Source organism: Hominimerdicola intestinalis (assembly GCF_054655215.1).
Map to the genome: position 1 here is coordinate 167,637 of NZ_BAAHNZ010000002.1, position 24,141 is coordinate 191,777.

A 24,141-nucleotide genomic window follows, 5' to 3' on the forward strand; every position below is an offset into this window, starting at 1 on the left:
ACAAAACGCCAGACTTGATTAATGGGAGGTGTTAATATTACTTCACTGCAAAAGCTTGTATACAATTTTGACGACGAAATAAACGGCGTACTGAAAAAGAACAAAAAATATCAGAACGCTTATTCTGAAATATTCAAAATTCTGTCAGATTGCAGAGCAGATAAACAGCAGCAGCAGAAAATCGACAATCTGCTGGGCGAAATGCTGACAGCTGAATCGGACGGGTCGTGGACAGCGGGAGTAAGATTCGGCGTAAACTTTATTATTGAAGCTCTACTGCTTAACGATAGCAGCGAGGAAAATTAATACAGCGCCCCGGTATAACCGAGACGCCTTTCGCTTTTCTTATGATTATTTGACCGGTTTACCCTTAAAAATAACTCCGGAAACCTTAGGTCCTGCATTAATTGCTATTGCCGCTCCGATCTGAAAATACTCAGAAGGCGGATAACCAAGCTTCTTTGTTAGAGCCTTTGAGATCTCATCACGTACGCTTTCATCATTTCCGTAAACTACGCAGTAAGGAGTCTGAGGTATTATCTCATCAGAGCAAAGCTCAACGATCTTCGGAACGATTGCCTTATCTCCCCTCACCTTGCTTTCGGTTATAATCTTATGATCGTGTATCCTCATTATAGGTCTAAGACCCATTACCTCGCCGACAAATGCCGCCGCTGACGGGATCCTTCCGGATTTCTTAGCATATTTCAGCGAATAAGGAGCAAAGAAGATAACGCAGTTTTCTACCCAATCCTGAATATAGCTGACAGCCTCTTCAGCAGAACAGCCTCTTTTGATTTTAGCAGCAGCCTGAAGCAGCGGAAATCCATAGCCTCCGGTATAGCCCTGACTGTCGATATTGAATATTCGGCAGCTTTTTTTAAGCTCCGGATGAGCTGCAAATAAATTTTCAGCCGCCATAACAGCATTGCCGTAGGTTGCGCTTCCCTCACTGTTTATAGTAACGTTAATAATATCGGTATAACCGTCTGCAAAAAGCTTTTCAAATATCTCCTCATATTCAAATACAGTGATCTGCGAGGTTACAGGAAGACCGTCGTATTCGTCCATCATTCTGTAAAATTTTTCATTATCAAAATCAACGCGGCTGGTATAGCTTTTATCTCCCATAGCTACCTTGAAAGGTACGACCTGAATATCAAAGGCTTCCTCCTGTTCTTTGGTAATATCACAAGCGGAATCGGTTAAAAGTTTTATTTTCGCCATTAGCTTTCACGCTCTGTTTAAAGAGCGTACCTCCTTTCGCGGCATTTAAAATTCAGCAATAGACTTTTGCTATTTAATTAAATAATCCCTAAGCTTTCCTTCACGTTCCAGATCCGGATAATCCCACTGGCGAAGCACCTCGTAGCAGGCAATGGCAGCAGAATTTGAAAGATTAAGACTTCTCAGCTCATTTCTCATAGGTATTCTTACACAGCGTTCATAATTCTCTGCAAGAAGCTTTTCCGGCAGACCCTTATCCTCCCTGCCGAAAATTATATAAACAGCTTTACCGGCAGGATAACTGATATCGCTGTGAACCTTTTTTCCTTTGGTAGTAAAAAAATAATACTCACCGTTATTCTTTTCAAAAAACTCTGTAATATTATTATACTGATAAATTTCAAGCTTATCCCAGTAATCAAGACCTGCCCGTTTCAGCTGCCTGTCAGTAATTTCAAATCCGTAAGGTTTTACAAGGTGAAGAGCCGCTCCGGTAACGGCGCAGGTACGGGAAATATTCCCCGTGTTCTGAGGAATCTGCGGTTCAACCAGAACCAGATTTAATTTATGCATAATATTTTCTCTTTCAATAATCAATATTCATTTCCATATATGCGTCTGAATGAATAAACCCAAGCTTTTCATAAAGCGGTCTGCCGCTTTGGGTTGAATCCAACGTTATATTAGATACACGAAGCTCCTTCATTTTATCAATCAGCAGCCTGACCATTTTCTCAGCAATACCCTGCCTGCGGTATTCAGGCTTAACATAAACATTCATCAGATGTCCGCGCTTGCCAAACGGATGGTCGTTGGTGTGCATTACATAAATCATTCTCATTGTAGCGCAGCCGACGGCGTTTTCATCAACAAAAGCAATGGCAGTATAATGCTCGCCGTTTTTGAAGTAATTTCTTGTATCGTCACAAAATTGCTCTGAATACTCAAGTGTGCTGTTATTTTTTCACAACCCGAAGCATTTCATATCTTAAAGCTACTATATCTTCTATATTATTTTTATCAGACAAGCGTACAAATATATTATTAAAAACACCTCTTGAATTTTTCAATAAAGCTATCAACGCCTCGGTATCGCTCTAAAGGTTTGTATAATCAGAAAGCTCCTGATAGCCTGTCAGCCACGGCAGCTGCGGCTCAAGCATAATTCCGTCCGTCCACTTAGTACCGTAGCTGTAGGTTGTTTTAATAGCCAGCTGAGTAAACGAGGTCGCCCTATTCATGGCTATAGGCAGACTGTCGCCCCTGAGTATTCCTCCTATAAGCACGCTTGCAAACATATCTCCGCTGCCGGAATAGCTTATGGGAACATAATCGTTTATGATCTTCCAAAAGCTGCTGCGCTTTTTATCATAGCCAATAGTTGCAATTCCTCCCTCAGCAATAGGAACGCTGGTTATGACCACTGTATCAGGGCCAAGCTCGGAAAGCCTTGCAAGCCACGATTTGGCTTCACTGCTTCTAAGCGGTGCAGACGGATATTCCTCTCCGAGAAGTATTGCCGCTTCCGTCAAATTAGGTGTTATTATATCTGCAACAGCCACAAGCTCGCTCATTCGGTCGCACAAATTTTTTGTATAGGTCGCATAGCATTTTCCTCCGTCGCCCATAACGGGATCAACGACCTTCAGCGCAGAGGGATAACTTGAAAAAAAATCAAGACAATGGTCTATCTGTTCGCTTGAAGCAAGAAATCCGCTGTAGATGCAGTCAAATTCAGTGCCAAGCTTTTTATAATGCTCCAGAGCAGGTGAAATATAATCGGTAAGATCCCTCATTACAAATTCACCGTAGCCGGTATGAGCCGAAAGCACTGCTGTAGGAACAGGGCAGACCTGTACTCCCATAGCAGACAAAACGGGAATTATCACAGTAAGAGAGCATCTTCCTATCCCGGAAATATCATGTATCGCCGCAACTCTTTTCGGTCCTGTCATACTTTCGCTTTACACGCACCGAATTATGAGATCCAGTACGAGCCAGCACGCCTCCGTTTCGATCTGTTGTTAAAAATAAAAACACATCAAGCTTTAATAAATTAACTGCATTAAAAACAGCTTTCAGCCAATGTATTAAATATTATAGCATATTCCGCACTTATTTTCAATAGGTTATTATAAATTTTGATCTGTAAAAACAAACAATAAATTCAGCGCTTTTTCTAAGCTTCATTTACAGGCTCAGTTTCCTCTTCAAACTCTCCCTCTTCCTCCGGTATCCATGCCTTTCCGAAACTTACATCCTTAAACAATGCGGCAAGACCTGTGATCTGCTTCAATCTCAGTATTTCGTCCTTATCCATTCCTAAATGTCTTGCGATCCAGGCGTCGGATCTTCCCAGCTCATGAAGCTCCTTAACGATATTGCTCATAAGATCGACATCATGAGAACCTCTCGCCCGGTTATGACGGATAGTGCTTGCCATACGGTGATCGATCGTCTTATTTATGACCGATACCGGAAGCAGACCCTTTTCACGTTTGTATATATCATCATGTTCCAGCATTACCCGATACCTGTGAAAACCGTCAACGATTATATAAGTGTCGTCCTTTTTTGAATAATAGCAGACGATCGGCATTGTATAGCCGTCCTCCTTAATACTGTCATAAAGCAGATCAAGCTCAGGAGGCGCAACTGTATTCGGATTATATGTATTAGGAACGATCTTTTCTATCGGAATCGGCCTTACACCATAAACGGGACTTTTTAATTCCATTATATCTCCTCCAGACTTTTGTACTTCTCTCTTATTTTCTCTATCTTGACCTTATACTTCTTTGTTTCTCCGAAGCCCATAGTTCTGCATAAATGGTCATTCTTCAGAATACACATACACATTCTTTTCCAGCTCGGTATATCTCTTGTACTGAGTATATCGTCAGTATCATCAGGGATCTTTCCTACAAAAACGACTCTTGATTTTTTATTCAGAGTATAATTGGACACGCCGTTTCGCTCAATATTATAACCATGCTCCAGAAGCTCCTGTATCGTTTCCTCTGAAAGACCTCCTCCGGTTTCATGCCAGAACCTTATTGACGTCCTGAACTTATCCGTATATTCCTTGCTCAGGCTTTTCGGAAGAGTGCAGAGCAGAAAATCCGTATACGATCTCCAGGTATGCCCCTCGGGAAGCTTAATACCTCTGTAAGCCATTGCAGAAGATCTTCCGTATATTGATGCAAAGTTAACTCCCCTTACTCTTCCGAGAAGCTTTACCCATATTTCCGGCTCAAGCACTCTGTATAAATTCAGGCTGTCCTTTGCGTAATCGTTAAACGGTGAAGCTACACGCATTTGCTCCGGAGTAAGACCGGCCTTATAGTAAAGATCATAAAGATGATTGTAATAATAACCGAATTTATAGTTAGCGGCCCAGACATCGTTTACACCCCAATCGTAAAGCGGAGAACCGCACCATACGTCCTTAAAGGTTTTGGTTATCCAACACATTCCGTTATAGCCGTACTTTTTATTTACAATACCGCTGTACCTCTGGAGGGATTCAGAAGCTCTTATTCCGAGAAGACATATGGTTTTTCCGCCTCCGTGTATATCCCTGTACCACCTTCCGAACTGCTTTGCAAGGCTTTCCTGATGCATTTTATATTTATAGTAATAAAACGGATTATTGTCAAGGTTTATAACATAAGGCTTATCAGGCATTTTCCTGACCCATAAGTCCCTTTTATTATCGTCCCACGGATACCAGTACATTTCATAGCTGCTGAGAGCGGTTCTGGTCGCCATAGGAAGACATACCCAGTACGGCTCGACAAGATCCAGGTTTTTTTCAAAGGTTTCGGAAATATATTGAGTAGTATATGAATACTGAGCTTCAAAATCCTGATGAAATAAGCCTATCTTTTTCTTTATATTATTCTTTCTGATATAGTCAAGAATAAGATTAAGCAAAAGTCCGCTGTCCTTACCTCCGCTGAAGGAAACATAAATATTGTCAAACTCCTGAAAAATATACTCCATACGATTAAGGAATGCTTCATACACATTAATGTCCAGATAATTTTTTATCAAACTTATCACCGCCTTGCTGTATAATTATACTATATTTTTTGACATATTTCAAGTTTATTCTACATATTATAGCAATTATTACACAAGAAAGCATATTTTAAACGCATCAGTATGTAAAAATCAAACAAAAAACGCCGAAACCAAAACAGCTCCGGCGTTAATTTTAAATTATTTTAAAATGCAGTTTTATAAATCTCAAGAATAGATTCTACAGTACATTCTCTTGGATTGCCTCCTGTGCAGACATCGTCAAAAGCAGATTGTGCAAGAGCAGGAAGATCCTCCTCCTTTACCCCTATCTCATGAAGCTTCTCAGGTATGCCAACGTCATTTGAAAGCTTTCTTACAGCGTCTACAGCCGCCTTTCTGTATTCCTCCTCGCTCATTCCAGACGTATCAACGTCCATTGCTTCAGCGATATACTTGAATTTATCTCCTGTGTACTGAGCGTTATATTCCATTACATACGGCAGAAGAACTGCATTTGCGATTCCGTGAGGAGTATCATAGAACGCCCCCAGAGGGTGCGCCATTCCGTGTACTACTCCAAGTCCTACATTTGAAAAACCCATTCCGGCAACATACTGACCTAAAGCCATATCCTCCCGTCCGATAGGGTCGTTATCGCAGGCGGCTCTCAGAGAACGGCTGATGATCTCAATTGCCTTTAGATGCAGCATATCAGTAAGCTCCCATGCTCCCTTTGTCGTATAGCCCTCTATAGCATGAGTAAGAGCGTCCATGCCTGTTGAAGCTGTTAGTCCCTTTGGCATCGACGACATCATAGCGCTGTCGATAACAGCGACAATAGGAATATCGTGAGGATCAACACAGACAAACTTACGCTTTTTCTCCTCGTCGGTAATAACATAATTAATAGTTACCTCCGCGGCAGTTCCGGCAGTAGTGGGAACCGCTATGATCGGAACACAGGGATTCTTAGTATCTATCGCTCCTTCAAGCGATATTACATCGGAATATTCGGGATTAGCAGTTATGATACCTACAGCCTTTGCCGTATCTATAGAGGATCCTCCTCCGATAGCTATTATGTAATCTGCTCCGGATCTCCTGAAAACTTCAACACCTTTTTTTACTACGGCTACAGTCGGATTGGCCTTGACATCTGAAAAAATATCATATGCCATACCATTTTCGTCCAGTATATCAGTTACTTTTTTTGCAACATTGAACTTTATAAGATCCTTATCTGTAATAACAAGAGCCTTTTTAAAATCCCTCTTCTTTGCTTCGGTTACGATCTCCGAAACTGCTCCGGCACCGAAATATGACGTTTCATTCAAAATCATTCTATTTGTCATTAATATACATTCCTTTCTGTCTGCTATCAGTAATTAATCTGTGTACTTATTATACAATAATTATGCACAAATGTCAAGGTGTTTTGTTGAAATATACAAGAAAATTATGTGATAATTATATGCAAGATATTTTGAGCCGTAAATAAAAAGCTTTTATCAATAATTACTGTGTTATTTCAGGTAAACATATTTTCTTAAAATAAGCTGAAAATAAATACGACTGCCGCTGAGCTGCTCGACAGTAGTGATATTATTTTCAGTAGCTGAATAAGACGAAAGCGTAGGCCGCAGTTGTCCGAAGAGCTATGCAGAATTTTGGAACTGAAAGCAGACGGCTTATCGTCTTGACCCGAAACCTGATCTGGATAATGCCGACGCAGGGATTCAAAGTGTATCTGCTTAACGAATATCGCGCCGTAACGTTTCGTTTAGGGCGCTTTCTTGTCAATACGGTTTTGTTTATATACAGAAAGGACTATATTATATGAAAAGCAAAAGGATCCAAAGACTTGTACTTAGTGCGGTAATGCTTGGTATGGCGGCTGTTTTAAGCATGATAAAGGTATTTGAGCTTCCGCTGGGAGGTGCAGTAACTCCGTTAAGTATGCTTCCGATATGTATTCTATCTATCAGATACGGAGTAAAATGGGGACTTTTTTCAGCCTTTGTTTTCGCATTGATACAGCTTGGAATGGGACTCGGAGAACTTATGACCTTTGGAATGACCGTAAAAATATGGACAGGCTGTCTTGTGTTTGATTTCCTGCTTCCCTTTACCCTGCTGGGGTTATCAGGTATTTTCAGGCGAAGCGGAACTGCCGGAATTATAGGCGGAATAACCCTTGCACTGATTCTAAGGTTTTTATGTCATTTCATAAGCGGTTCTGTGTTTTTCGGAACCTGGTGTCCTGATGGCTGGAATATATATCTGTATTCTTTCTGCTACAATGGCTCTTATATGCTGCCTGAGCTAGTATTTACACTGATAGGAGCAGTTATTCTGTTTAAAGCTCCTCAGACAGGAAAATTGCTGACTGGCGGACAAAGCTAAAAAACTCTGAGCAAAATAAAGCCGCCGCAGCAAAATCCTGCGGCAGTTTTTATTCCTGATTTAAAATTACAGTAAAGGTATTCATCTTTTCATTCTGTATCAAAGAATATGAATTAAATGATACATCAGAACCGGTTTTTTCTGCTGCGCTTTTCAGAATATCAAATATGCTTCCGTTTTGTGTTCCACCCCCGAAGATAACACTGTAGACCTCAGCATATACATTATCCGAAGTACATTTTATCCTTATATATCTTTCATGGTTTTTCATTGACTGAACTGCCGCTTTCTCAAAAACTATGTATGCAGAATCAATACCATTAATCAAAAGACCTGATCTTACATAATAATTTTCTTTGTCTGAATCAGCGGAAGGATATTTCATATACTCAGATTCTTCTGCCTTATGATCTGCCGAACAGAAATCGTCATTTATATTGAAATAATCATATCTTATATAATCGCTTCCAAGACTTGTTATAGGATCGTCCCAAGTTACGTCTATATTGTACCAGTTTTTATTTATCAGTACCTTGTTCCACATATGAGGCGTATCTGTGCCGTCGCTGACAGAGCTTCCGAAAACGGGGATACACAATATACCAGATCTCTCGCAAAGCATAAGCATAGCCTTTGAGTAGCCCTCACACACTGCCTTACCCTCGATAAGACACCCGTATGCTGAATATGAATTAACGCTTTCGTCGCTGTAATCACAATTCAGTATTATCCTGTCATGAAAATACTTCAGCTTTTCGTGATCGTCCATATTTTCAGCTTGCAGGCAAATACTTTCTACCTCCGATTTTAGCTGCAAAAGCTCACTTCCGCCCTCCTCTGCGCTCTTTACATATGATACCTTCAGACCTTTTACATAATTATCCCTGTCAACTATCATACTGTAATCGGAATCCAGTTGGTTTATTTCAGGCGACGTACAAATTACAAGCGACATAAATCCGTCAAATCTGTCGGATGATATAACTCCGTCGGTTATATCTATTTCCTCGGTATAGCTTATAAGTCCGCTGTATATCTCATAGTAGCATCGGCGTATTTTCTCATCGGAATTTTCAAGATAGTATTCTGCGGACGCTGACAGCTTAGGCTGAATTTCGGTATTATCAGTACGGCTGCTTTCCGGCTCGGTTCCGGTTATTATTTCAGTCTTAACGGACGGCTGCCCCTTAGGATCTGACTTCTCTGACTGCGCCGGCAGAGTTATACTTCCTGAAGATCGCTGTGAATCTGTCAGGCTTTCTTTTTGATAACTTCCTTTTATTGAACACGACGATACTGTAAAAGCAAGTATGACCGCTGCCGCAGCACAAATCAATTTATCTTTTTTCAGGCATAGACCGGCTTCATTTGCTGTACCGACGTTAAATTCTGATCTTGACACCTTTTTTCTCCGTTTCCAGTTCCATTGAATTTCTGCAAGCTTATGATCCTATGTCTTATCAGACTCACTGACGCCGGCAATTTTATCTCTTTTTATTGCTGCACGGATCTTTTCTATACGCTTATCGCTTACCCTTATAACCGTAAATACAATATTCTGCCATTCAAAAGTCGGAGTTTCTCCATCACCGGGAATATACCCCAGCATATCAGTAGCAAATCCGCTCATAGTATCATAATCGCTTCCCTTCGGAAGCTCGGCGCCCATAAGCTCTAAAGCCTCCTTAGGATCAGCTTTTCCCAAAATATCAAAAGTATTTGGTGTAATCTCCTGTATTTCTTCTTCCTCGTCGTCATACTCGTCCTGTATATTGCCGACAATAGATTCAAGTATATCCTCCATAGTTACAATTCCGGCCGTACCGCCGTATTCGTCAACTACTACGGCTATCTGATTTTTCTGAGAAGTAAAATACTCAAACAGCTCTCCGCAGCTGTTGCTCTCGGGTATATATTTTATTTCCCTCATATATTCTTTAACAAAACTGTTATCGGCATTCCCCTCATATACTACTCTCAAAAGATCCTTGGCAAATACTACTCCGCAGATATTGTCAATATTTTCTTCATAAACAGGTATACGGGAAAAACCCTCGTCAATTACAAGCTTGACCGCTTCTCTTATAGAAGCATTTATTTCTACTCCTACAACCTCGGTTCTGTGAGTCATGATTTCATGAACCTCCAGATCGTCGAACTCAAATATATTGCTTATCATTTCCGCCTGAGTCTCCTCGATCCCTCCGGTTTCATTTACAGCGTCTACCATCATAAGGATCTCTTCTTCGGTAACCGATTCGCCGCCCGAGGATTCCTTTATTCCGAATAATCTGAGAACAGCCGAAGTAAAAGCTGAAACAAGAAACTCAAGAGGCAAAAACAGCATAAGAAACAAACGGTACAGCATACAGGTCTTCATTACAAAGTTCTCTGTTATCTTACCGCCGGTACAAAGCCTTTTCGGCAGGATCATTCCGAAAACCGTAATAGCCGCGGCCAGAAGGCATATTATAATAAAAAATGAGAGCAGTCCTACCGCATAATAAGGGACAGATTTATCAGCCTCAATATTAAATAATTCAAGCAGAGAGCTTCGCAGCGGGGCAAAAAAATAAACTGTAGCCGCCGCCGACATTACAATAGTCATTATCGATCTTGAAACCAGATTTGACATAACAAGCCTGTTAGGCTTATCAAGCAGCTTTTTCAGTATTTTTCCCCTTTTATGCTCCTCGGTAAGCTTTTTGGCTCTGGAATCATTCATTTCAATAAGAGCGTTTTCACAGGCGGTAAAAAAGCCCATAACAAAGACTATAACAGCGCAGATAAAAACTCCCTGCCACAATCGCCCGACATCGTCCATAATAAATATCTACCCTTTCGTTAAAAACATTTGATATTAAAGTAATTGTACACCATTATCGGGGCATTTGTCAATAGAACATTTACTTAAACGGAAGCGCCTTTATATTTTATTGTGCAAATTGCTTTTTGAACGTATGACCGATTCAGTGTAAAATGTATAAATCTCTGAATTTTTCCTGAGCAAAACTCCGTAAGCAAAAATATTCATAACTATGCTGTAAAATAAACTTACAGAATGAAAGGACTGATACAATGGAATACGGTATTATCGTAGGCGAAAGAATTTTTATAATGTTCCTGATACTTATTCTGGGAGCACTCTGTTATGTAAAAGGTATTATAACAAAAGACGGTACGAAGCAGCTTTCCCGCATTGCTCTGACTATAGTAAATCCCGTCCTTATATTTATATCATATCAGGCTGACTATGACGAACGCCTGCTGAACGGTCTATTATGGGCATTTATACTGTCGGCGCTTTCCTTTGTATTTTCAATAATTGCCGCTCAGTTTCTTATAAGATCAAAAAACAAAAATGCCTGCTCAATCGAGCGATTTTCTGTTATCTATTCAAACTGTGCATTTATATGTATCCCGCTTATAAACAGCCTGTACGGCTCTGAGGGCGTTCTTTATCTTACAGCATACCTTACCTTTTTTAATCTGCTGGTATGGACTCACGGACTTATGCTTATGAAAGGTGAAAAAGACTTTTCATCATTTGCCAAAGCCTTGAAATCTCCGTCTGTAATTGCTGTTATTATCGGACTGGTATGCTATCTGTTACAGCTAAGACTGCCCGAAGTTCCTTCTCAGGCTATGAAATATATATCAGATATGAATACGCCCCTCGCAATGCTTATTGCCGGAGCTACCGCCGCTCAGACTAATATTATAAAGAGCTTGAAGGATATGAAAATTTATTATATAAGCTTTCTGAAGCTTATATTTATTCCGGCAGCTGTATTTCTCATAATAAACCTTTTTCCTGCGCCGGATACCGTAAAAATGACTATATTGGTTGCCGCAGGGTGTCCCGCCGCTACAATGGGCACAATGTTCGCAGTAACCCTTGATAAAGATCCGCAGAAATGCTCAGAGATATTTACTGCCACCACTCTGCTTTCCTGTATAACCCTGCCTCTTCTGGTCGCAGGCGCCGGAATGCTGCTTTGACGCGCTTAACAGAATTGCAAAAACCGCAGCCTTTTTATAAGGCTGCGGTTTATTATTTTATACCATTAGAATTTCAGAGCCTTGATCCTCTCCATTGCCTCTTTTGTTCTTTCTCTGTCACCGAAAGCCGTAAGTCTGAACCAGCCCTCGCCGTTCTTTCCGAAGCCTGCTCCGGGAGTTCCTACAACGTTTGCCTTTTCAAGCAAAAGGTCAAAAAACTCCCATGATCCCATACCGTTCGGACATTTCAGCCATATATAAGGAGAATTCTTTCCGCCTGTATACTTGATTCCAAGCTCATCAAGCGCAGAAGCAATAATTTTTGCATTCTCCTGATAATATCTTATATTTTCTCTTGTCTGCTTCTGTCCTTCTTCTGTGAAAACTGCGGCGGCAGCGCACTGAACCGGATATGAAACTCCGTTGAACTTAGAACCCTCGCGCCTTCCCCAAAGCTGTGAGATCGAAACCTCCGTACCGTCGCTCGCTTTTACCGTAAGCTCATTAGGTATTACTGTATAGCCGCAGCGCATACCTGTAAATCCGGCAGTTTTTGAGAGAGAGCACATTTCGATAGCGCATTTTCTCGCACCCTCGACCGCAAAAATACTTCTGGGAATAGCTTCATCAGTTATAAACGCCTCGTAAGCTGCGTCGTAAATTATAATTGCATTATTTTTAAGAGCATAATCTACCCAAACCTTTAGCTGCTCCTTTGTATAAGCCGAACCGGTTGGATTATTGGGCGAGCAAAGGTAAATAAGATCGGCATGAACGCTTTCGTCTGGCATTGCCGCAAAGCCGTTAGACTCGTTTGAATCGGCGTAGATCACCTTTCTTCCGCTCATAAGGTTCGTGTCAACATAAACCGGATACGCAGGATCGGTTATAAGAACAGCGTTATCATCTCCGAAAATATCGACTATATTTCCGCAGTCAGACTTTGCTCCGTCGTTTATCCTTATCTCATCTGCACAGACATCAACGCCGAAGCTTTTATAATAATCGGAAACAGCTTTTTTCAGAAAGTCGTAGCCTGCTCCGCTGTCCTCGTAGCCTTTGAAGGTTTCCTTTACGCCCATTTCGTCCGCGCCTTTTTTCATAGCCTCGACAACACAGCCGGCAATAGGCTGTGTAACGTCCCCTATTCCCATTCTTATAATATCTGCATCGGGATTAGCGGCTGTATAAGCGCTGACTTTTTTTGCAATATTTATAAACAGATAATTTTTTTCCAGCTTCAAAAAATTCTCATTGATCGTAGGCATTGTCAAGTCTCCTTATAAAAGATTCAGGAATGCTCCGGCGGAGCATTTTATTGCTGCAGAAACATTCCTGTTATATTTGATCAAATTGTAATAGTTCCCGAGAATACCGTTACGGCATCTCCTGTAAGATAAACTGCATCATCGGTATAGCGTATTTTCAGATCTCCGCCTTTCAGCTTGACTGTAATATCGGTGTCCTTTTGGCAATATCCGTTAAGGACGGCAGCAGCAGCAGCAGCGCAGGCTCCTGTTCCGCAGGCCCAGGTTTCACCCGAACCCCTCTCCCATACTCTCATTTTAAGAGTACGATCATCAATTACCTTGATAAACTCCGCATTTACCCTTTCAGGGAAAATCTCATTATGCTCAAACGCATATCCTACCTTGTCGATATCAAGACCGTCTACGTTATCCATAAATACTACCGCATGAGGGTTGCCCATCGAAACACAGGTAATATTATACTTTTCGCCCTCTATTTCAGCCTCACGGTCAACTACTCGTCCGTTTTCGTCAGGATCAAGACTGACCGGAATAAGATTCGGCGCAAGAACAGCTTTACCCATATTTACCGTAGCCCCGTTGACCTCGCCGTAATGACGTGTAAGCGAAACCTTAATTATTCCGCTGAGAGTTTCAATCGAAATTTCATCGCTGTCTGCAAGTCCGTTATCTCTCATAAACTTTGCAACGCAGCGTATTCCGTTTCCGCACATTCTTCCCTCTGAGCCGTCAAGATTGAACATTCTCATCTTTCCGTCTGCGACCTTTGATCTGCATATAAGAATAACTCCGTCGCCGCCTATTCCGAAATGCCTGTCGGAAAGCTTGAGCGCAAGTCCCTCAGGATTATCTATTTTCTGATCGAAGCAGTTGAAGTAGATATAATCGTTGCCGCAGCCCTGCATTTTGGTAAACTGAAGCTTCTGCTTTTCCGTTCTCATATTGTTTATATCAACGATCTCGGTATTATGCTCGGTAAATTTACTTCTTATAGATGAAGCGATAGCGTTCGCCGTATCTATTGACGTAAGACAGGGGATATTTCTTTCTACGGTCTTTCTTCTTATCTTAACCGAATCTCTGGTAGGTATTCTTCCCTTTGAAGATGTCGAAATAACATAAGCTATTTTGCCGCTTTCTATCAATGTGAGAGTATTTTCCTCCGCCTCATGGATCTTCGCTACCTCTTCACAGGGGATTCCGTGATCTCTAAGAACAGCCGCTGTACCCTTTGTAGAATATATCGCAAAGCCCAAATCATAGAACATTTTTGCCGTTTGTGGGATCTCTCCCTTATCTGAATTTCTGACTGTAATAAGTACGCCGCCCTTTTTGCCCAGCTTATAGCCTGCGGCGGTAAGTCCTTTGTAAAGAGATTCCTCAAGGCTTGAAGCTACCGCAAGAACCTCTCCCGTAGACTTCATTTCAGGTCCGAGATGATTATCTACATCTATAAGCTTTTCAAAGGAGAATACAGGAACCTTTACCGCAACATAGGGCGAATTAGGATAAAGACCGGTACCGTAGCCCATATCGGCAAGTCTTTCTCCCAGCATGGCTCTTGTCGCAAGGTCTACCATAGGAACTCCCGTAACCTTGGAAATATACGGGATAGTTCTGGAGGAACGGGGATTTACCTCGATAACATAAAGCTCGTCATGATAGATAAGATACTGAATATTTACCAGACCCTTTGTATTCAGCGAAACCGCAAGGCGCTTTGAGCAATCGATAATTCTTTCGGTAAGCTTATCTGAAACGTTCCATGCAGGATAAACAGCTATGGAGTCGCCGGAGTGAATTCCCGCTCTTTCAATATGCTCCATAATACCCGGAATAAGAATATCCTCACCGTCGCAGATAGCGTCTACTTCTATCTCAGTTCCCATCAGGTACTTATCTATAAGAACCGGGTTCTCTATGCCCTGATTGAGAATGATCTCCATATACTCTTTTATATCGTCGTCGTTAAATGCTATGATCATATTCTGACCGCCGAGAACATAAGACGGACGCATAAGAACAGGGTAACTGATACGGTTTGCTATCTCAAGAGCCTCCTCGGCTGTCATTACCGTATAACCCTCAGGACGCTTTATCTGAAGATTTTCAAGCAGTTCGTCAAAGCGCTCTCTGTCCTCTGCTGCGTCTATCGAATCGGGAGGAGTTCCGAGAATATTTACTCCGTTAGCTGCAAGATGCTTTGTAAGCTTGATAGCCGTCTGTCCGCCGAAAGCAACCACAACGCCGTACGGCTTTTCTATCCTTATGATATTCATAACGTCCTCATTTGTAAGAGGCTCGAAATATAGTCTGTCGGCAGTATCGAAGTCCGTTGAAACAGTTTCAGGGTTGTTGTTTACTATAACTACGTCAAAGCCCTTTTCTTTAAGCGCCCAAACACAGTGAACAGAAGCATAGTCAAACTCTATTCCCTGACCTATTCTGATAGGACCTGAGCCGAAAACAATAACCGTCTTGTTTCCTGTATGTCTAGACTTAATAAATTCTTCAGCCTCGTCCTCTGTATCATAGGTCGAATAGAAGTAAGGAGTCATTGCAGCAAACTCAGCCGCACAGGTATCAACCATTTTATATACTGCGTTAAGCGGCTTTTCGATCTTTTCACCGGATATTTTTTCAATAACCTTGTCAAGATATCCAAGCTTTTTAGCTTCATGATAAAGCTCATAGGATACTCCGCCCTTTGCAAGCTCCCTTTCAACAGCGATAAGCTTGCAGAGCTTGTTAAGGAACCACTCGTCAATTTTAGTGATGTCATGTATTTCGTCAACTGTTACTCCGCGCCTTAAAGCCTCGTAAACAACGAACAGTCTTTCGTCATTGCAGTCATGCAGGCGGCTTTTTACCGTTTCATCGGACAAGTCAGCCATTTTAGGAGAGATAAGACAGTCATGACCTATCTCAGCTCCTCTTACCGCTTTCATAATAGCCTGCTCAAAGGTCGTTCCTATAGCCATTACTTCTCCGGTAGCCTTCATCTGGGTACCCAGCTCACGTTTTGCATAAACGAACTTGTCAAACGGCCACTTAGGAAGCTTTACAACTACATAGTCAAGAGCCGGCTCAAAGCAGGCGTAGGTTTTCCCGGTAACGGCATTCTTTATCTCGTCAAGAGTATAGCCGATAGCTATCTTAGCGGCAACCTTTGCGATAGGATAGCCGGTAGCCTTTGACGCAAGAGCCGAAGAACGCGAAACTCTGGGGTTTACCTCGATAACGGCGTACTCAAAGCTGTCGGGATTAAGGGCAAACTGGCAGTTGCAGCCGCCCTCTACCTTTAAGGTATCTATAATTTTAAGCGCCGCCGAACGCAGCATCTGATATTCCTTATCCGCAAGCGTTACGCAGGGCGCTATAACAATAGAATCTCCCGTATGAACTCCTACAGGGTCAAAGTTTTCCATTGAGCAGACGGTTATAACGTTGCCCTTTGAATCACGCATTACCTCAAATTCGATCTCTTTCCAGCCGGATATGCACTTTTCAACAAGAACCTGGGTTATAGGTGAAAGATACAGACCGTTGCGTGTTATTTCCCGCAGCTCCTCCTCGTTATGTACGATACCGCCGCCGGTACCTCCGAGTGTAAATGCCGGACGGATAATAAGCGGATAGCCTATTCCCTCCTGGTTTGCAAAATCGACCGCATCCTCAACCGTATTTACAACAAGCGAAGGGATACAAGGCTGGTCGATAGACTCCATAGTATCCTTGAACATCTGCCTGTCCTCAGCCTTGTCGATCGTTTCGGGATTTGCTCCGAGAAGCTTTACGTTGTATTTGTCAAGGAAGCCCTCTTTTGCAAGCTGCATTGAAAGGGTCAGGCCTGTCTGACCTCCAAGGGTAGACAAAAGACTGTCGGGACGTTCCTTTTTAATTACCCTCTTGACTGTTTCAAGCGTTAGCGGCTCGATATAGATCTTGTCCGCCATAGCCTTATCGGTCATGATCGTTGCGGGATTGGAATTAATAAGAATAACCTCTAGTCCCTCTTCCTTCAAAGCCCGGCAAGCCTGAGTTCCGGCATAATCGAACTCTGCCGCCTGACCTATGACTATAGGACCTGAGCCTATTACCAGTACCCGCTTTATATCTTTATTCAAAGGCATGAAACTTCACTCCTTACTTATTTTCATCTATCATTTTCATAAACTTATCAAAAAGGAATCCCGTATCTAGCGGACCGCCGCAGGCTTCAGGGTGAAACTGAACGGAAAACGCAGGCATATTGAGATATGTGATTCCCTCGCAGGTACCGTCGTTGGCGTTTACGAAAGAAACCCTGGCGTTATCCCCCATAGAATCGTTGATCACCGCATAGCCGTGATTCTGACTGGTAATGTAGACTCTTCCTGTTTCAAGCTCGGTAGCCGGCTGGTTAGCGCCTCTGTGACCGTACTTTAGCTTTTCAGTCTTACCACCCTGGGACAGCGCAAGAAGCTGATGACCAAGGCATATACCAAAAGTAGGGATCTTCTTTTCAGAAAGCTTTTTCAGCTCTTCGATTATTTCAGTATTTTCAGAAGGATCTCCGGGGCCGTTTGAAAGCATTATTCCGTCAGGAGCAAGCTCCTCGATCCTTTCGCATTTTGTATAAGCCGGAACGACTGTTACCTCGCAGCCTCTTTTAACAAGCTCTCGTCTTATATTATCCTTTGCACCGAAGTCAAAAAGACATACTTTTCTTTTAACCTCTCCGTCAGGGGCAAAAATCTCTTCCTTATTACAGGTAGTATTTTTAACAGCCTCTTTGATCTTATAATTTTTTAAATCATCAAAGCTGAAGCCTGATCCCTCGGGTACTATTTTTCCGTTCATAACTCCCGATTCCCTTACTATCTTAGTAAGCTGACGGGTATCAATACCATAAAGTCCCACGATATTATTTTGCTTTAAAAAAGTGTCAAGATCACCCTCACAACGGAAGTTGCTAGGCTCCTGACACCAATCTCTAACAATATAAGCTTTAACGTTCGGACGACCGCTTTCAAAATCAACGGGAATAACACCGTAATTTCCGATCAAGGGAAAAGTCTGAACAACGATCTGACCGTAGTAGCTGGGGTCCGTAAGCGTTTCCAAATAGCCGGTCATTGCAGTAGTAAAAACTATTTCACCGACAGCCTCGCCGCAAGCTCCGAAGCTTTTACCTTCAAATATCATACCGTTCTCCAATATAAGATATGCTTTCTGCACCTATAGCTCCTCCTTTTTTGCGCAAATTTTTACGATTACAATTATAACATACAAAATATAATTTGTAAAGTGCTTTTTCAATATTATTTTCATTCCGTTATAACGCACAAATAAAATCAATATACTTTATTGTTTTTGCATATAGCACTAAAATAAGGCTGTATCTATCAGACCCTTTTTACATATTATTTTACATTGTTCTTATTGACTTTAATGACAAAATACAATATAATTAAATATATATTAATAATTGAATTATTATACGGAATTGATTTCGGATACAAAACGGCTTTAAATATAAATAAGGAGGTATGCTCCATTTCGGAGCATGATCGTAGAAATGTCTAAAAAGGTTTATGATAACAGAGAACTGTCATGGCTGAAATTTAACAGCAGAGTTCTGGAAGAGGCTCAGGACAGCTCAGTTCCGCTTATGGAGCGGCTGCTCTTCGCTTCTATTTACGGAAGTAATCTTGACGAATTTTTTATGGTAAGAGTCGGCTCGCTTATAGATCAGAAGCTTATAGATGACAGCGAACGGGACGGCAAAACCAAAATGCGTCCCTCTGAACAGCTTTCAGCTATCTATTCAAACGTAAGAGCGCTTAACGAGATAAAGGACAAGACCTATTCGGCAATAAACAAAGAGCTGGAGCTTAAAGGAATTTTTCAGAGATCTATGAAAAATCTGACCAAAGCCGAGCAGGAATTTATTGAAGCGTATTACTCCTATGAAATAAAACCGTTTCTTAACGCTCTGATAATAGACAAGCGCCACCCTTTCCCGTTCCTTAATAATGAAGACATTTATGTTATTGCAAAAATAACCTCAAAATCAGGGATCAAGCTTGGAATCATCGGCTGCTCCGGAAAATATGAAAGAGTAGTTTTCCTGCCCTCAGACGAAAGCGGAAAGATAGAATTTATTCTGGTTGAGGATATTATACTTCATTACGCAGACAAAGCCTTTGAAAACTATAAGCTTGAAGAAAAAGCCCTTATGCGAATAACAAGAAACGCCGATATTGACGTAGACGAGAGCTTCGACAGCGAGCTGGATTTCAGACAGAATATGTCCGTGCTTATCAGTAAAAGGAAAAGATTATGTCCGGTCAGACTGCAGCTTTCAAAGACGCTTTCGGAACTTACTCTCGGCGAATTGCTTTTAAGACTTGAGCTTTCAAAAAAACAGACGTATATTGAAAAAACTCCGCTGGATTTCAAATATGTATTTTCAGTATTTGCTAAGACCTCCGAACGTAAGGAGCTGTTCTTTCCCAAAGCCGAGCCTCAGCAGTCCCGTATGGTTCAGAGCAGTGTTCCGATGATGCAGCAGATAGATAAAGGCGATATATTCCTTTCATATCCATACGAATCAATCAGACCCTTTATACGTCTGTTGGAGGAAGCTGCAAACGACCCTCAGGTAGATTCGATAAAGATGACGCTTTACAGGGTCGCTAAGAACTCAAAGGTAATCAAGGCGCTCTGCTCCGCCGCAGAAAACGGCAAGGAGGTAGTAGTCCTTGTAGAGCTTAGAGCAAGATTTGACGAAGAAAACAATATCGGCTGGTCAAAGCAGCTTGAGGAATCAGGGTGTCATGTAATGTACGGACCTCATCGGCTCAAAGTACATTCAAAGCTTTGCCTTATTACAAAAAGAAGCGGAAGATCAGTTAAATATTATACACAGATCGGGACCGGAAATTATAATGAAAAAACTGCCGAGCTTTATACAGACCTTTGTCTTATGACCTGCAGAAATGAGATCGCCAGCGACGCCTGCAATGTTTTCAAAGCGTTATCTGTAGGCGAATTGGTCGAAAGCTCAGGATTGCTGCTTGTCGCTCCTCTGTGCTTGCAGAATAAAATAATTGAAATGATGAACAACGAAATAAATATCGCAAAAGCAGGAGGCGAGGGCTACGTCGGCGCAAAGCTGAATTCCCTTACCGATAAGGTTCTTATAGATAAGCTTATCGAATGCTCACAGGCAGGAGTGAAGGTGGAGCTTGTCGTCAGAGGTATCTCCTGTCTTATAGCAGGAATAAAGGGCGTAACTGATAATATCAGGATAATTTCTATCGTCGGCAGGTACTTGGAGCATTCGAGAATATACCTTTTCGGTTCAGGAGTCAGAAAAAAGGTTTACATATCGTCTGCGGATTATATGACGCGGAATACTACCAGAAGAATCGAGGTTGCCGCTCCCCTGCTTGACGAGGGAATAAAACAGAGGGTTATTGATTATTTCGATACACAGCTTTCCGATAATGTAAAAGCAAGAGAACAGCTTCCAGATGGCACATATGTTCATGTAAGAACAGGTGAATTCCCGCTGGATTCCCAAAAACACTTTTTTGCAGAGGCTTATGCAAATGCGCCAAAACCTGCAGATTTTTCAACCCCGCCAAAAAGAAAAGGCCTATTCGCCCGCATAGCCGGATTTTTCAGAAAAAAAATCAAAACACAGTAAGCCGAACCGGCTGCAGCTTATTGATCTGCAGCCGGTTCTTTTTCGGTCGTTATCATGTTTTTATAATACTCTGCGAGACGGTTGGCAAGGCTGTTGAGCAGCAGCACCGCCTCGGTTCTTACAGATTCGTTTGAATAAACCCCCTGCGACGACAACTCAGCGGCGTTTTTGGCATAGTCAACCGCCGTCTGAAGCACTGATGCGTCTTTTTTATCAGACAGACTCTTTGCAGCGTAAAGACTTGCCTTAGCTTTCAGCGCAGTATATTCATCTGTAAATATTCCTGAAGTATCGTCAAGCTTTATAAGCGCTTCATACTCTCCGTTCAGGAACATATCCCTTGCCTTGACCAGCAGATTCAATGCGTCCTCCTGCGTATCTCCGTCACTTGCAGGCATAAGGTAAGTCATAGGGACCCCGAGTACCCGGCTTAAATATTCAAGCGTTCTGACCGACGGGGTCGCTGAACCGCTTTCGATCTGGCTCAGCATATTTCTTGTAATAAAATCACCAACGGCCTCCGCCTGCGTCATTTTTTTCGCAAGCCTTGCTTCCTTGATCCGTTTTCCTAACTCTGCTGGATCCATATATCAGACGCCCCTTTCCATGACTGTAAATTTAATTTACTTATATCATAACAGATTGCAAAGCAAAATGCAAGCGGTTTCAATAATTTTTACAAAATAATTTTCAAGAACCCAATGCCTATCTGTATCCTGCTTGTCCGACAAAAAGCAAAAAAATTTCCGCTTTTGCTATTGACAAATTGATTTAAATAGGATATAATTTATGTAAATCAAATTTACTTATTTTACAGAAAGATTTATCCGGTCGGGAGAAGAAAGGAAAAGTGATAACTATGAGCGAATGGTGGGACGGGTTAAGCACATTATTAAAGATATTATACTGTGTTGCAGCTCCGTCTACTCTGATCCTGCTTATTCAAACAATTATGTCAATGTTCGGATTTCACGACGGAGGCGCAGGCACTGATTTTTCGGACACCTCCGGTATTGATTTCGATGCAGGAGGCGGGGCGGATATTCCGAATGGGGGAGATCTGAGCGGGTTCCATGATATAACCTCTCACGATATTACAGGTCATCATCAGATCGTGGACGGCGGAAACCCTGCCGACTTCTCATCTATGCGTATGTTCACGCTTCAGACTATCGTGGCTTTTCTTACCGTTTTCAGTTGGACCTCGATAGTTGCCGTTCAGTCCGGTATGCCTGCTGTTCTAGGTATTGCTCTCGGACTTGTCCTGGGATTTTTGACTATGCTTATGGTAGCTAAGATAATTCAGCTTTCCTCAAGGCTTGCCGAGAACGGCACTCTTAATATGAAGAACTGTATAGGCGAATTTGCGACTGTATATGTACCGATTCCGGCAAAGGGTTACGGAGAAGGCAAGGTTACTGTAACGGTTCAGGGACAGTTCAGGGAACTTTCGGCGGTATCAAACGAAAACGAGCCGCTTAAAACCGGAGCTCAGGTCAGAATTACAGACCTTAGAGGAGATACTGTGGTTGTGGAAAAGGAATAAGATCCTTAAGGGCCATTAAATTAAGGTGAATAAAAGATGGAATCCAATACGGGGATAAGGGAAAATTCGGGAGGCTGCATTTTAAGAGCAAAAAGCTTCTGTGCTGCAGCGAGAATCACCCTTTAAAAGGCGGATACAAGGTCGGCTTTTCCGATATGGATCACAGGTATTCTTCAAGCTTTTATAACTGCATTTATGTATACCTTCCGCCGCTGACGGAAAGCATTGAATGGAATTTATCATATTCACATTATACGCTTCTTATAGTCCTGTCAAATCAATAAAGGACTTATAGAATAAATAAGCCTGTGTATTCGGGCAGACAAAAAATAATTAATAATGGAGGAAAAACAACATGAGCGGTGTGGAAACATTGGTTATCGTCTGTATCGTAGTTGTGGTGCTGTTTGCCGCAGTTGCCGGAATACTGTCCCGATACAGAAAATGTCCGTCGGACAAGGTGCTTGTAATTTACGGTAAGGTAGGCATTGACAAGAACGGACAGACCAAAAGCGCAAAGTGCATTCACGGAGGAGCGGCGTTTATAGTGCCGGTAATACAGTCCTATCAGTATATGGATCTTACTCCTATCTCGATCAACGTCGATCTGAAAAATGCGCTTTCAAAGCAGAACATCAGAATAGATGTTCCGTCAAGATTTACAGTCGGAATTTCGACCGAACCCGGGGTAATGCAGAATGCGGCTGAAAGACTTCTCGGATTAAAGCTTGTGGAGATACAGGAGCTTGCAAAGGATATTATTTTCGGTCAGCTGCGTCTTATAATCGCAACTATGGATATAGAAGAGATCAACTCAGACAGAGATAAGTTTCTTCTTGCAGTTTCAAACAATGTAGAGATCGAACTGAAAAAGATCGGATTAAGGCTTATCAACGTTAACGTAACAGATATAACAGATGAATCCGGATACCTTGAATCACTCGGTAAGGAAGCCGCTGCAAAGGCTATCAACGACGCCAAGCGCTCGGTTGCCGAAAAGCACCGCGACGGTGAGATCGGTCAGGCAAATGCTCAGAGGGATCAGCGTATTCAGGTCGCTGCCGCAAACGCAACTGCTATCGACGGTGAAAACTCTGCTAAGATCGAGGTCGCACAATCGGAAGCCAAGCGCCGTGAAGCAGAAGCCGAAGCTCTCAGGCAGGCTACCGCAGCAGAAGCTGTTCAGGCGGCAAAGGCGAAGCAGGAAGCCTATATTGCTCAGCAGGACGCCGAGCGTACCCGTGCCGAGCTGGAAATGGCTACACAGCAGGCTGATGTTATCGTTAAGGCTCAGGTTTCAAAGCAGCAGGCGGAGATCGCCGCAGAAGCAGAAGCGGAGGTAACACGCAGAAAAGCGCGCGGTGAAGCCGACGCTATCTTCGCCAAAATGGAAGCCGAAGCAAAGGGCGCTCAGGAGATACTTGTAAAGCAGGCTGAGGGTATGAGACAGCTTGTAGAAGCGGCAGGCGGAGATGCCGACGCAGCAGTAAAGCTGATAATTGCCGACAAGATCGAACAGCTTGTAGCTATTCAGGTTGAAGCTATCAAAAATATCAAGATAGATAAAATCACTGTCTGGGATTCCGGTAATAACGGCGGCGGAAAAGGCTCGACCGCTAATTTCCTGAGCGGACTTATGCAGTCTGTTCCTCCTCTCAGCGAGCTTTTCAAACAGGCAGGAATGGAACTTCCCGACTTTTTAGGCAAGGATATTGACGAGGCTCTTGCAAAATCAAGAGAGGAAGCCGTCAAGACAGCCGCCGAAGAAATGGCAGAGGGAGCAGAGGACGCTAACGGCTATGTAGAAGTAGTTAACGATAAAAGCAAATAAAAAGATTACATAATTGTTGAGCCGTCCGAATCCTTTGATTCAGACGGCTTTATATATAGGCTGATCCTCCTTTATTATCCATAAATATTGCACAATTTTTATCAACTAGTACCATTGATTGTTGACTTTCTGCACAATG

General features: G+C 42.3%; 18 protein-coding genes and 1 pseudogene. 6 read left to right on the forward strand and 13 right to left on the reverse strand.

All coding sequences use genetic code 11. The annotated features are described in order from the left end of the window. The first annotated feature begins 21 nt into the window (after positions 1–21). Positions 22–306 (forward strand): hypothetical protein, encoded by a 285-nt coding sequence (locus ACYQ0H_RS03185; protein ID WP_459811396.1) that lies wholly within the window; start codon positions 22–24, stop codon positions 304–306. A gap of 45 nt (positions 307–351) precedes the next feature. Here the strand turns inward: ACYQ0H_RS03185 and ACYQ0H_RS03190 are convergent, their stop codons facing one another. The 7 genes and pseudogenes from ACYQ0H_RS03190 to fucO form a co-directional block, all read right to left on the reverse strand. Continuing rightward, the gene (locus ACYQ0H_RS03190) at positions 352–1,227 is read right to left on the reverse strand and encodes a DegV family protein (RefSeq protein WP_459811397.1); all 876 of its coding nucleotides are present in this window, start codon (positions 1,225–1,227) and stop codon (positions 352–354) included. 69 nt (positions 1,228–1,296) lie between these two features. Beyond that, the gene (locus tag ACYQ0H_RS03195; RefSeq protein WP_459811398.1) at positions 1,297–1,800 is read right to left on the reverse strand and encodes a tRNA (cytidine(34)-2'-O)-methyltransferase; all 504 of its coding nucleotides are present in this window, start codon (positions 1,798–1,800) and stop codon (positions 1,297–1,299) included. Between the two features lie 13 nt (positions 1,801–1,813). Continuing rightward, positions 1,814–2,146, reverse strand: a pseudogene (locus ACYQ0H_RS03200) (GNAT family N-acetyltransferase); the annotation flags it as partial. Positions 2,147–2,324: 178 nt separating this feature from the next. Beyond that, the gene (locus ACYQ0H_RS03205) at positions 2,325–3,182 is read right to left on the reverse strand and encodes a pyridoxamine kinase (RefSeq protein WP_459811399.1); all 858 of its coding nucleotides are present in this window, start codon (positions 3,180–3,182) and stop codon (positions 2,325–2,327) included. A 224-nt stretch (positions 3,183–3,406) separates the two neighbouring features. Further along, positions 3,407–3,964 carry an IbrB-like domain-containing protein gene (locus ACYQ0H_RS03210; protein WP_459811400.1) on the reverse strand — a complete coding sequence of 186 codons (558 nt, stop codon included), beginning with the start codon at positions 3,962–3,964 and terminating at the stop codon, positions 3,407–3,409. Further along, positions 3,964–5,283: a phosphoadenosine phosphosulfate reductase gene (locus ACYQ0H_RS03215; protein WP_459811401.1), complete on the reverse strand. Its 1,320-nt coding sequence runs from the start codon at positions 5,281–5,283 to the stop codon at positions 3,964–3,966. Before ACYQ0H_RS03215 ends, ACYQ0H_RS03210 begins: the two co-directional genes overlap by 1 nt. 173 nt (positions 5,284–5,456) lie before the next feature. Continuing rightward, the gene (gene fucO, locus ACYQ0H_RS03220) at positions 5,457–6,605 is read right to left on the reverse strand and encodes a lactaldehyde reductase (RefSeq protein WP_459811402.1); all 1,149 of its coding nucleotides are present in this window, start codon (positions 6,603–6,605) and stop codon (positions 5,457–5,459) included. 484 nt (positions 6,606–7,089) lie between these two features. Here fucO and thiT point away from each other — a divergent pair, with 484 nt between their 5' ends. Beyond that, positions 7,090–7,656 carry an energy-coupled thiamine transporter ThiT gene (gene thiT / locus ACYQ0H_RS03225; RefSeq protein WP_459811403.1) on the forward strand — a complete coding sequence of 189 codons (567 nt, stop codon included), beginning with the start codon at positions 7,090–7,092 and terminating at the stop codon, positions 7,654–7,656. Positions 7,657–7,705: 49 nt separating this feature from the next. On the opposite strand, the gene ACYQ0H_RS03230 is transcribed toward thiT, so the two are convergent. Next, a complete protein-coding gene (locus ACYQ0H_RS03230) occupies positions 7,706–9,058 on the reverse strand; it encodes a transglutaminase domain-containing protein (protein ID WP_459811404.1) in 1,353 nt (450 codons plus the stop codon). A gap of 48 nt (positions 9,059–9,106) precedes the next feature. Then, complete coding sequence (locus ACYQ0H_RS03235; RefSeq protein ID WP_459811405.1) at positions 9,107–10,480, reverse strand: hemolysin family protein; 1,374 nt, start codon at positions 10,478–10,480, stop codon at positions 9,107–9,109. Positions 10,481–10,734: 254 nt separating this feature from the next. On the opposite strand from ACYQ0H_RS03235, the gene ACYQ0H_RS03240 reads away from it, so the two are divergent. Next, complete coding sequence (locus ACYQ0H_RS03240; protein WP_459811406.1) at positions 10,735–11,658, forward strand: AEC family transporter; 924 nt, start codon at positions 10,735–10,737, stop codon at positions 11,656–11,658. Positions 11,659–11,723: 65 nt separating this feature from the next. Here ACYQ0H_RS03240 and ACYQ0H_RS03245 read toward each other — a convergent pair whose 3' ends face one another. The 3 genes from ACYQ0H_RS03245 to ACYQ0H_RS03255 form a co-directional block, all read right to left on the reverse strand. Further along, positions 11,724–12,926 (reverse strand): LL-diaminopimelate aminotransferase, encoded by a 1,203-nt coding sequence (locus tag ACYQ0H_RS03245; RefSeq protein WP_459811407.1) that lies wholly within the window; start codon positions 12,924–12,926, stop codon positions 11,724–11,726. An 80-nt stretch (positions 12,927–13,006) separates the two neighbouring features. Further along, positions 13,007–17,062: a carbamoyl-phosphate synthase large subunit gene (carB, locus tag ACYQ0H_RS03250; protein WP_459811408.1), complete on the reverse strand. Its 4,056-nt coding sequence runs from the start codon at positions 17,060–17,062 to the stop codon at positions 13,007–13,009. Between the two features lie 13 nt (positions 17,063–17,075). After that, positions 17,076–18,116 (reverse strand): carbamoyl phosphate synthase small subunit, encoded by a 1,041-nt coding sequence (locus tag ACYQ0H_RS03255; RefSeq protein ID WP_459811583.1) that lies wholly within the window; start codon positions 18,114–18,116, stop codon positions 17,076–17,078. Positions 18,117–18,489: 373 nt separating this feature from the next. On the opposite strand from ACYQ0H_RS03255, the gene ppk1 reads away from it, so the two are divergent. Further along, the gene (ppk1, locus tag ACYQ0H_RS03260) at positions 18,490–20,625 is read left to right on the forward strand and encodes a polyphosphate kinase 1 (RefSeq protein WP_459811409.1); all 2,136 of its coding nucleotides are present in this window, start codon (positions 18,490–18,492) and stop codon (positions 20,623–20,625) included. A gap of 17 nt (positions 20,626–20,642) precedes the next feature. Here the strand turns inward: ppk1 and ACYQ0H_RS03265 are convergent, their stop codons facing one another. Beyond that, positions 20,643–21,212, reverse strand: a complete 570-nt coding sequence (locus ACYQ0H_RS03265; protein ID WP_459811410.1) for a helix-turn-helix domain-containing protein — start codon at positions 21,210–21,212, stop codon at positions 20,643–20,645. Between the two features lie 272 nt (positions 21,213–21,484). On the opposite strand from ACYQ0H_RS03265, the gene ACYQ0H_RS03270 reads away from it, so the two are divergent. Continuing rightward, complete coding sequence (locus ACYQ0H_RS03270; protein WP_459811411.1) at positions 21,485–22,171, forward strand: NfeD family protein; 687 nt, start codon at positions 21,485–21,487, stop codon at positions 22,169–22,171. 355 nt (positions 22,172–22,526) lie between these two features. Further along, on the forward strand, positions 22,527–24,002 hold the full coding sequence (locus ACYQ0H_RS03275; protein WP_459811412.1) for a flotillin family protein: 1,476 nt from the start codon (positions 22,527–22,529) through the stop codon (positions 24,000–24,002). The last annotated feature ends 139 nt before the right edge of the window (positions 24,003–24,141 follow it).